The organism is Bradyrhizobium sp. CIR18 (assembly GCF_014198295.1).
In the GTDB taxonomy this organism is placed as follows: Bacteria; Pseudomonadota; Alphaproteobacteria; order Rhizobiales; family Xanthobacteraceae; genus Bradyrhizobium.
The window spans coordinates 264,085-273,507 of the sequence record NZ_JACIHF010000012.1 but is presented as its reverse complement, the minus strand read 5'-3'; the positions used below and the strand labels follow the sequence as shown (position 1 = coordinate 273,507).

Annotated in this window: 7 protein-coding genes and 1 pseudogene; all 8 read right to left on the bottom strand. The window is 65.1% G+C overall.

Features of this window, described 5'->3' with window-relative positions:
• Positions 1–367: 367 nt before the first annotated feature.
• Positions 368–559, bottom strand: a complete 192-nt coding sequence (locus tag GGD65_RS30390) for a hypothetical protein (RefSeq protein ID WP_018323258.1) — start codon at positions 557–559, stop codon at positions 368–370.
• A gap of 226 nt (positions 560–785) precedes the next feature.
• Positions 786–1,217, bottom strand: coding sequence for an acyl-CoA thioesterase (locus GGD65_RS30385; protein ID WP_183237625.1), 432 nt, complete (start codon positions 1,215–1,217; stop codon positions 786–788).
• Positions 1,218–1,426: 209 nt separating this feature from the next.
• Positions 1,427–1,840: pseudogene (locus GGD65_RS41175) on the bottom strand (fatty acid desaturase CarF family protein); the annotation flags it as partial.
• A gap of 268 nt (positions 1,841–2,108) precedes the next feature.
• The gene (locus GGD65_RS30375; RefSeq protein WP_183237623.1) at positions 2,109–4,205 is read right to left on the bottom strand and encodes a 3-hydroxyacyl-CoA dehydrogenase NAD-binding domain-containing protein; all 2,097 of its coding nucleotides are present in this window, start codon (positions 4,203–4,205) and stop codon (positions 2,109–2,111) included.
• A 2-nt stretch (positions 4,206–4,207) separates the two neighbouring features.
• Positions 4,208–5,491, bottom strand: coding sequence for an acetyl-CoA C-acetyltransferase (locus GGD65_RS30370; RefSeq protein WP_183237622.1), 1,284 nt, complete (start codon positions 5,489–5,491; stop codon positions 4,208–4,210).
• Positions 5,491–7,758, bottom strand: a complete 2,268-nt coding sequence (locus GGD65_RS30365; protein ID WP_183237621.1) for an acyl-CoA dehydrogenase — start codon at positions 7,756–7,758, stop codon at positions 5,491–5,493. Before GGD65_RS30365 ends, GGD65_RS30370 begins: the two co-directional genes overlap by 1 nt.
• Positions 7,759–8,014: 256 nt before the next feature.
• Positions 8,015–8,638, bottom strand: coding sequence for a flavin reductase family protein (locus GGD65_RS30360; RefSeq protein ID WP_183237620.1), 624 nt, complete (start codon positions 8,636–8,638; stop codon positions 8,015–8,017).
• Positions 8,639–8,818: 180 nt separating this feature from the next.
• Entirely contained in the window at positions 8,819–9,418 is a 600-nt protein-coding gene (locus GGD65_RS30355; RefSeq protein ID WP_183237619.1) for a TetR/AcrR family transcriptional regulator, read from the bottom strand.
• Positions 9,419–9,423 lie beyond the last annotated feature (5 nt).

Here is a 9,423-nt window from a genome sequence, read left to right as displayed (position 1 = left end):
GCCAGCCAACCGATCCAGCGCCGCATTGGCGCCGGCGCCCTTCGGCATCAGCGCTTCCACAAAGCTCGGCTGTCCTGTCCGCTTCACCGCCATCGATACCTCCAAGGCTTTGCCCTAGGGAATCACAACTGGCGGATTACGCAACAGGCCCCCTGTGGGAGAGGGTGGCTCGTCGCGTAGCGACGAGACAAGTGAGGGGTTGCCTCAGCGAACCCCTCTCTCTGAATCTCGAGAACGCCGAAATATACCCCTCATCCGGCGCTTCGCGCCACCTTCTCCCACAAGGGGAGAAGGAAGAAAACAGCGGTATCAAGGGCGGCAAAAAATTCCGACCTCGCTCCGCGAGCCCGGAATCACCAGCAGGCGCTTACGCCGCTTCCTTCACATCACCGTTCACCAGCTTGCGCGCGGCGCGTTCGGCTTCGCGGGCGTTGCGGAAGAGCTGGCCTTCGAGACGGTTGAATCGGTGGGACGAGGCAAAGAAGCAATAGCCTCCCGAAGAACGAACGACGATACCTGCGGTCTGCGAATTGACTTCGATGATGTAGCTGTCCGGCATGGTCCGTGGATTCCTCAGTGCGGGCAAATAACGGCACTCATGCCCAAAGGTTCCCAGGCATTTTGAGGCCGTTTCCACCCCGAATCGACACGCAATTGAGTACGCCGAGACCTCATCCGTTTTATGACTGGTTCTTGGCGAAGCAGCGACGAACGTGACTCACTGGTGCCGCGTTTGACGGCGCTTGCCACGCATTTTGTGAGATGAGGCAGAGCGTCGCGCGCGATTACGTCGCGATGACAGTGTCGGTCGAGCGAACGGCCTGCGGGCGACCATGTTCGTCGATCGAGACGTAGGTGAAGTTGCCGTCGGTGACGAGGAACGGATGCTCCTCCCCGCGGCGCAGCGCCCACGCTTCCAGATGCACGGTGAGCGAGGTGCGGCCTACGCGCACGAGATTGGCGTAGACCGACACGAGATCGCCGACATAGACCGCCTTGCGAAAGTTCATCGCCTCGATCGCAACCGTCACGGTCCGCGATTTCGCGACCTTCGAGGCAAACACGCCGCCGCCGACGTCCATCTGGCTCAGCAGCCAGCCGCCGAAGATGTCGCCATTCGCGTTGGTATCGGCGGGCATCGCCAGCGTGCGGATGCAGAGATCGCCGTTAGGCCCGGGGGCGGAGCTGATAGGGGCGTGGACATGCGTATCGGTCATATGGTTGGTCTCCCGCGGCTCTGGGCTCTGGATACAAAGCCGCGGCGCCTTGCGCAACATCGACACGAGGCAAGCTTGCGCTATCCAATCGGCCGCGGCGACCCGACGAGGATTCCGGTATCGTTCAGTTTGCGTTGCCACTCCGCATCGTCGGCCCGCGGCGCGCGTCCGGTCGTCGCCGTTACCAACCGTTCCAGCCTGCTCCATAGCCGGAGACGGTCGCACGGATAATTGGCCCATCCATTGATGACACAATATCGGATGGTGTGGTCACGGTGATGACACCAATGATGCTCGGGTGAGCAGACCAGATGCAGCCGTTGCGCCATTCGCAGGAGCAGCGGGCGGACCGGTCGGTGCGCGAGATTGTGAAAGCTCATGCCAAACAGCATGCAGGTCGCGATCACGAACCAGACGATCATCAGCGCATAGGTGAGCGCGGAAACCGGAAACAACGCCGTGACGGTGGCCGCGACTCCGACCACCGCCGCGCTCGGCGCCGCACCGAGAGACGCCTGGTCGAGGAATCCGTAGAGCAAAACGTGGCCGGGGTGGGTGTGATGCTCCCGCGTGATCGCGATGCCGCGGCCGAGCATCCCCTCGTCGAGCCAGGTGTCGACCACCCAATGCACCAGCCCTGAAAACAGGTCAGCGAGGAAATATCCGGCCAGGAGCGCCACGATCAACCACGGCCAGCGCAATCCCGCCGCGGGATAACGCCCGACGAGATAGCCTGCGCAACAAAGGATCACGACCACATCGGCCCCGCAGCACAGCCGCGTGATGATGATCTCGCGGAGGGTCGCGTGCTTGAAGAACGGGATCGTCGGCACCGGCGATACTCCCCACGGGCTCTACCACCCATGATAGCATCTTTTTACCGACGGCTCCCTATTGCAAACTGTCCCAGCCCGCATCCGGCGCGAAACGTCCGCCGAACCGCTCGGCGAGCCCACGCAACGTGGACACGACATTCTCCACGCCGCGCGTGCGCGCATAGTTCAGCGGGCCGCCGCGGAACGGTGCATAGCCGGTACCGAAGATCATGGCGCCGTCGACCGCATCGGCATCGTCGACGATGCCCTCGCGAAGGGCAGCAACGCAGACATTGGACATCGGCAGCATCAGGCGGTCGATCATCTGGTCGGTGACGCGGGGACCGGTCTCGGGGAGCGGTGCCTTCTCGGCCTTGCCGTCCTTCCAGGTGTAGAAGCCCTTGCCGGTCTTGCGGCCGAGCTCGCCCTTGGCGACCTTGTCGCGCAGCCAGGCCGGCGTCGGCGGCAGGAGATCGCCGAACTTGGTGCGCAGCATGTCGCCGACGTCGAGGCAGATGTCGAGCCCGACCTGATCGGCCAGCTCGATCGGGCCCATCGGCATGCCGAACTGCTCGGCCGCGGCGTCGATCAGACGCTGGTCGATCTTCTCGTCCAGCATCACCATGGCTTCGAGCATGTAGGGCGTCAGCGCGCGGTTGACGAGAAAGCCCGGCGAGCTCTTCACAGGCAATGGCAAGCGATCGATCGCACCGACGAAAGCGAGCGCGTCTTTCAGCACCCGCGGGTCGTTGCCGTCATGGCTGACGACTTCGACCAGCTGCAGTCGCGACACCGGATTGAAGAAATGCAGGCCGACCAACCGCTCCGGCCGCGCCAACGTGGTGCGCAGATCCTGAAGCGGAATGCTCGAGGTGTTGGTGGCGAGAATCGCGCCCGGCTTGATGCGCGGCTCGAGCCCGGCATAGACCTTCTGCTTGAGCTCGAGCTTTTCCGGCACAGCCTCGATGATCAGATCGGCGTTGCGGACGCCCTCGCCGTCCATGTCAGGGATGAGACGATCGAGCGCGTCGCGCACCTCGGTCGGCTTGCGGATGATCTTGCCGTAGAGTTCGGCGGCGCGCTTCACCGCGCCCGCAATCGGCGCCGCCTTCATGTCGGCGAGCGAGACGCGCAGTCCCTGCCCGGCTACCCAAGCCGCGATGTCGCCGCCCATGGCGCCGGCGCCGATGACGTGGACGTGCTTGATGAAGTTGCCGCTGCCGGCCGCCTTCTTCATCTGCTCGCGCAGGAAGAAGACGCGGATCAGGTTCTGGGCGGTCGGCGTCACCATCAGCTTGGCGAACGAAGCCTGCTCCGCCTTCAGCATCGCGGCCTTGTTGCCGCCATGGGTCTCCCAGAGATCGATCAGCGCGTAAGGCGCCGGATAGTGCTCGCGGGACGCGGCCTTCGCCGCCTCCGAGCGCGTGCGCCTGGCCAGGAGACCGCGCACGAAGCCAAAATTGGCTGCACGCCCGAGCAGGCCGGGCTTGGCCCGCTTCAGGCGGCCGAACAGCGCGTCCTTCACCGCGCCCCGGACATGGCGCTCTTGAGTCACGGTATCGACGAGGCCGAGCGATCTGGCGCGGCGTGCGTCGATGGTGCGGCCGGTCAGCATCAGCGCCATCGACTGGGTGGGATTGACCAGCGCGGTGAACCGCGCGGTGCCGCCGAGGCCGGGATGCAGGCCCAGCATCACCTCCGGAAAGCCGAAGCGTGCGCCGTCGATGGCGATGCGCGACTGGCAGGCCAGCGCAACCTCGAGCCCGCCGCCGAGGCAGAAGCCGTGGATGACCGCGACCGTTGGTAGCTTCAAGGCTTCCAGATGATCGACCACCGCGTGCGCGGCGCGGATTCGCGTCTCCACCATCTCGGGATCATCAGCGCCGCGGAATTCGTTGACGTCGGCGCCGGCGATAAAGCCGGACGGTTTTGCCGAGCGGATCACTAGGCCGGCCGGGCGTTCGGTCTCGATCGCCGCGAGCACGGCGTCGAACTCCTCCATCACCTCCGAGGACAGCGTATTGGCGCTTGCATCAGCGCGGTCGAACAGCAGCCAGGCGACGCCGTCTTCATCGCGCGTCAGCTTGAAGTGCCTGTACGGACTGTCCGTCGCGGGCTTGGGCCCGAGTTCGAGCACGCGGTCGCCGAGCGCGGTCATGATCTTGGAATCCATGGTCACACCGCCTCGATCAGCATGGCGCCGCCGAGCCCGCCGCCGATGCATTCGGTCGCAATTCCGCGCCGCGTGCCGAGCCGCTTCATCGCGTTGACCAGATGCAGCACGATGCGGTTGCCGGAGGTGCCGACGGGATGGCCGAGCGAGATGGCGCCGCCATCGACGTTGAGCTTGTCACGGTCGATCTCACCGGCCGCGCCGTCGAGCCTGAGAATCTCGCGGCAGAACTTGTCGTCATTCCAGGCAGCCAAGCAGCCGAGCACCTGGGTCGCGAAGGCTTCGTTGAGCTCCCAGGTCTCGACGTCCTTGATGGCGAGGCCGTTGCGTTGGAGCAGCGGCGTCGCTGACATCACGGGACCGAGGCCCATGATGCTGGGATCGAGCGCGGCCCAGTGGCTGTCGACGATCGCGGCTTTCGGCGTGAGCCTGTGCTTTGCGACCGCGGCGTCGGAGGCGAGGATCACCCAGGAGGCGCCGTCGGTGATCTGCGAGGAATTGCCGGCGGTGACCTGGCCCCAGGGGCGCTCAAATACCGGCCGGAGCTTTGCCAGCGTCTCCGCCGTGGAGTCCGGCCGCACGCCGTCGTCATGGTCGAAGAACTTGCCGTCGCGGGAGAACGCGGTCTCAACCTCACCCTTGAGAAAGCCCGCACTTTGCGCCTGGGCGAGCCGGCGGTGGCTCTCGGCGGCATAGGCATCGGATTGCGCGCGCGTAATGCCGAAGAGATGGCCGACGACCTCGGCGGTCTGGCCCATGTTCAGATCGGTGACGGGATCGGTCAGCCCGCGCTCGAGCCCGATGATCGGCTTCAGATCGCGCGGGCGCAACTTGAAGGCAGCCGCGAGCTTGGCGGCGACGCCCTTGGCGGTGGCAAGGCCGGCGAACCAGCGCACGCCGGAGTTAGGCCAAACCAGCGGCGCGTGGCTCAGTGCCTCGGTACCTCCCGCCAAAATCATGTCGGCATGACCTTCGCGGATATAGCGGTAGGCGGTGTCGATCGACTGCATGCCGGAGCCGCAATTGATCTGCACGGTGAAGGCGACCATGTCCTCGCCCATGCCGAGCCGGAGCGCGGCAACGCGGGCCGGGTTCATCTCGTCCGCAATCACGTTGACGCAGCCGAGGATGACCTGGTCGAAGCTATCGGGCGAAAACGGCTGGCGCGCCAAGAGCGGCCGTCCGCATTGCACGGCGAGATCGACCGGCGTGAAGGGCCCCGGCCCCGAGCGCGCCTTTAGAAACGGCGTTCGGCTGCCGTCGACGATGAAAACCGGTCGTGCCATCAGCTCGCCGCCCTCTGTTCACCGAGTTCCTGGAAGAACTGATGCACATTGACGGTTTTCTTGTAAATCGGCGACAGCGCCTCCGGCGCAAAATCGTCGACCTCGATTACTTTTGTGACGGCTTCATGAGCCGCGGCCAGTTGCTCGCCCTCGGCCTGCGTGATCACGCCCTTGGCGACGGCATCCTTCCAGTCGCGGATATGCGCGGCGCGCATGCGCTTGGCGATGGCATCGGTACTTGCGACCAGCAGGAACGCGCGCTCCAGCCGGGCAAAGCCGCCGTCGTCATCGACATTGGCGAGATCCGGCGTGAGGCGCTCGCGCGCCGCCGACGGCTCCAGCACGATGGCCGCGCATTGGTGCACGACGCGGTCGGAGGGGCCGAGCACGCGGGCGCCGAACGGCTGGACGACGAGCTTGAGGAAGCCGGCAACAAAGCGGTTGGGCAGATTGGCGAGGATTTCGGCCAGCCGGTTCTCGATCGTCTTGAAACCGGTCGCCATGCACCATTCCAGCGCGGCAAAGTCCTCCTTCTGACGCCCCTCGTCCTGCCAGCGTTTTAGCGCGGCCGACAGCAGATAAAGCTCGGAGAGAATGTCGCCGAAACGCGCCGACAGCATCTCCTTGCGCTTGAGCGCGCCGCCCAGCGTCAGCAGTGCCATGTCGGCGCAGAGCGCGAACGCAGCGGAGTAGCGCGACAGCTGGCGATAGAATGGCGTGGCGTCGCCCGCATCGGGCGCCATCGCAAAGGCGCCGAAGGTCCAGTTCCGGCCGAAGGCACGGAACAAGGTGCGGAGGCTATGGCCGACATGTTTCCAGAACGCCTTGTCGAACGCGGTCAGCCCGCGCTCGCGATCGGTATCGGCCAGCGCATTCATCTCGTCGAGCAGGTAGGGATGCGCGCGGATGGCGCCCTGCCCGAACACGATGAGATTGCGGGTCAGGATGTTGGCGCCCTCGACCGTGATCCCGACCGGCACGGCGCGGTGCAGATTGCCGAGATAGTTCTGCGGACCGTCGATCACGGCCTTGCCGCCATGGATGTCCATGGCGTCGTCGATCGCGGTGCGCATTCGCTCGGTGGCGTGCAACTTCATGATGCCGGAGATGACGGCGGGATGAACGCCGGCATTCAGTGCCGCGCAGGTCAGCCGCCGGGCCGCATCCAGCTGGTAGGCGGTCGCGACGATGCGCGCGAGCGGCTCCTCGACACCCTCGAATTTCGAGATGGAGATGCCGAACTGCTCGCGGATGCGGGCATAGGCGCCGGTGGTGCGTGCAGCATAGGCGGCCCCCGCAGCAGAGAGTGACGGCAGCGAGATGCCGCGGCCGGCGGCAAGCGCGGTCATCAGCATCTTCCAGCCTTGCCCCAGCCGCTCCTTGCCGCCAATGACGTAGTCGAGCGGGATGAAGACGTCGCGGCCCCGGTTCGGGCCGTTCTGAAACACCTGCATCGATGGCAGATGGCGATGGCCGATCTCGACGCCGGGCAGATGGGTCGGGATCAGTGCCACGGTAATGCCGAGCTCCTCCCGGTCGCCCACGAGGTGGTCGGGATCATAGGCCTTGAAGGCGAGGCCGAGCAGCGTCGCGACAGGGCCGAGCGTGATGTAGCGCTTGTGCCAGTTGAGCCTGAGGCCGACGAGCTCGCGGTCCTCGAAGGTGCCCTTGCAGATGATGCCGGTGTCGACCATCGAAGCTGCGTCGGAGCCGGCTTCCGGGCTGGTGAGGCCGAAGCAGGGAATATCGCGTCCATCGGCGAGGCGCGGCAGCCAGCGCGCCTGCTGTTCCGGAGTGCCGAAGCGCATCAGGAGTTCGCCCGGCCCGAGCGAGTTCGGCACCATGACTGTGACGGCAGCAGCGATCGAGCGGGTCGAGATCTTGCGCACCACTTCCGAATGGGCATAGGGCGAGAAGCCGAGGCCGCCAAACTCCTTCGGAATGATCATGCCGAAGAATTTTTCGTGCTTGACGAAGTGCCAGACATCCGGCGGCAGGTCGCGCCATTCCCAGAAGATCTTCCACTCATCGAGCATGGCGCAGAGCTCGTCGACGGGTCCGTTGAGGAACGCCCGCTCCTCCTCGGTCAGCCTGGCCTGCGGGACCTTCAGCAGCTTCGACCAATCCGGGTTGCCGGTGAAGAGATCGGCATCCCACCAGACATCGCCCGCCTCCAGCGCCTCGCGTTCGGTATCGGACATCGCCGGCAGCACGCCGCGGGCCCAGGAGAAGATCGGCTTTGTGATTCTGTCGCGGCGGAAGCTCATGGCTGACCTCATGCATCGGCGCGGTGTCGGGCATTTTAGCGGAAAGCGGCCGGCGGCGGTGAAGACTTCGCCTGCGACATTGACGCGGCCAAGCGCCCCCGGACCATAACGGCCAGGGTGCGACGGCGGTTCCGGGAGGGGAAAAATGGCGATGGATCGTAGCCCGGATGGAGCGAAGCGCAATCCGGGGAGGCCTATCCGCGCGGGGAGAATCCCGGATTACGCTGCGCTCCATCCGGGCTACGGGCGCGACCGATCAATCCGGCCGCACCATCTCGAACATGTTTTCCGGCTTGATCTCGAAATAATCGCCGCGGCGGCCGGCACGGACGATCGGGCGGGCGGCGGCGGTCTGGTAGACGCCGTCCTTGATCATGGCCCTGTCGATATGGACGGCGACGACCTCGCCCAGCGTCAGCCAGGCGTCGGCCTCCTTGCCGTCGGCGCCCTTGAGGCGGACGATGTCGGACACCTTGCACTCGAAGGCGACGGGGCTCTCAGCCACGCGTGGCACGTTGACGAGCTTGCCAGGCACGGCGGTGAGGCCCGCGATCTCGAACTCGTCGACCTCAGGGGCGACATGCGCGGCGGTCGCGTTCATGTGTTTGGCGAGGTCCATGGTGGCGAGATTCCAGACGAACTCGCCGGTCTGCTGGATGTTCTCGACCGTGTCCTTCCAGTTGGTGGAGGAGAAGCCGATGATCGGCGGCACGTAACAGAACGCATTGAAGAAGCTGTAGGGCGCGAGATTCACGTGGCCCTTGGTGTCGCGCGAGGAGATCCAGCCGATCGGCCGCGGCGCGATGATGGCGTTGAAGGGATCATGCTTGAGGCCGTGGCCCTTGGAGGGCTCGTAGAAGTACAGGTCTTTGTCGGTCACGCGCTTGCTTCTCCGTTTTCCGTCATTCCGGGGCGGTCCGGACGGGACCGCGCAAGCGCGGCCCGGAGGACCGAACCCGGAATCTCGAGATTCTCAGGTGCGCAATTGCGCACATAGTTCGCCTCTTCGAGGCGCCCCGGAATGAGAGAGGCAGCTTATAGGAGGAAACCCGCCGCCCCGTCAGTGGCGCGGAGACAGACCCGCGATGACGAAATCGATCATCTGGTCGATGGTCGGGCCCGGCTTGGTGGCGCACTGGGCGATCATCTGCGGGTGGAAGAAGCGTATCATCGCGGTGCAGGCGCACAGCGAGGCCAGCTGCAGGTCCGGCGCCTCGAACTCGCCGGAGGCAACGCCTTGCGCGATCATCTGGCCGATCACCCCGGCAATGCACTCCATATGGGCGACGCAGACGTCCCAGTCCTCCTCCATCGCGATCGCGACCATCTCGTGCAGCTTGTTGTCGCCGACATAGCGCTCGGTGTTCATGCGATGGATGGTGGTGAGCAGTTCCCGGAAACGCTCCTTGACCGGACCGGGCCTCGCCACGATCCGCTGCGCTTCGAACTCGACCTCGCCCATCAGGCCCTGCGCCACCGCCTGATGGATCGCCTTCTTCGATTCGAAGAAACGATAGACATTGGCGGGGCTCATCCTGAGCTCCTTGGCGATGTCCCCGACCGTCGTCTTCTGGTAGCCGATCTGGCGGAACAGCCGCTCGGCCACCTCGAGGATACGATCCCGGGTGTCGACTTCGATATGTTCCGAAATAAGGGCCATCAGTC

Coding starts and splice junctions, on each gene's coding strand:
- GGD65_RS30390 (WP_018323258.1), bottom strand. CDS start 559: ATGCCGGACAGCTACATCATCGAAGTCAATTCGCAGACCGCAGGTATC.
- GGD65_RS30385 (WP_183237625.1), bottom strand. CDS start 1,217: ATGACCGATACGCATGTCCACGCCCCTATCAGCTCCGCCCCCGGGCCT.
- GGD65_RS30375 (WP_183237623.1), bottom strand. CDS start 4,205: ATGGATTCCAAGATCATGACCGCGCTCGGCGACCGCGTGCTCGAACTC.
- GGD65_RS30370 (WP_183237622.1), bottom strand. CDS start 5,491: ATGGCACGACCGGTTTTCATCGTCGACGGCAGCCGAACGCCGTTTCTA.
- GGD65_RS30365 (WP_183237621.1), bottom strand. CDS start 7,758: ATGAGCTTCCGCCGCGACAGAATCACAAAGCCGATCTTCTCCTGGGCC.
- GGD65_RS30355 (WP_183237619.1), bottom strand. CDS start 9,418: ATGGCCCTTATTTCGGAACATATCGAAGTCGACACCCGGGATCGTATC.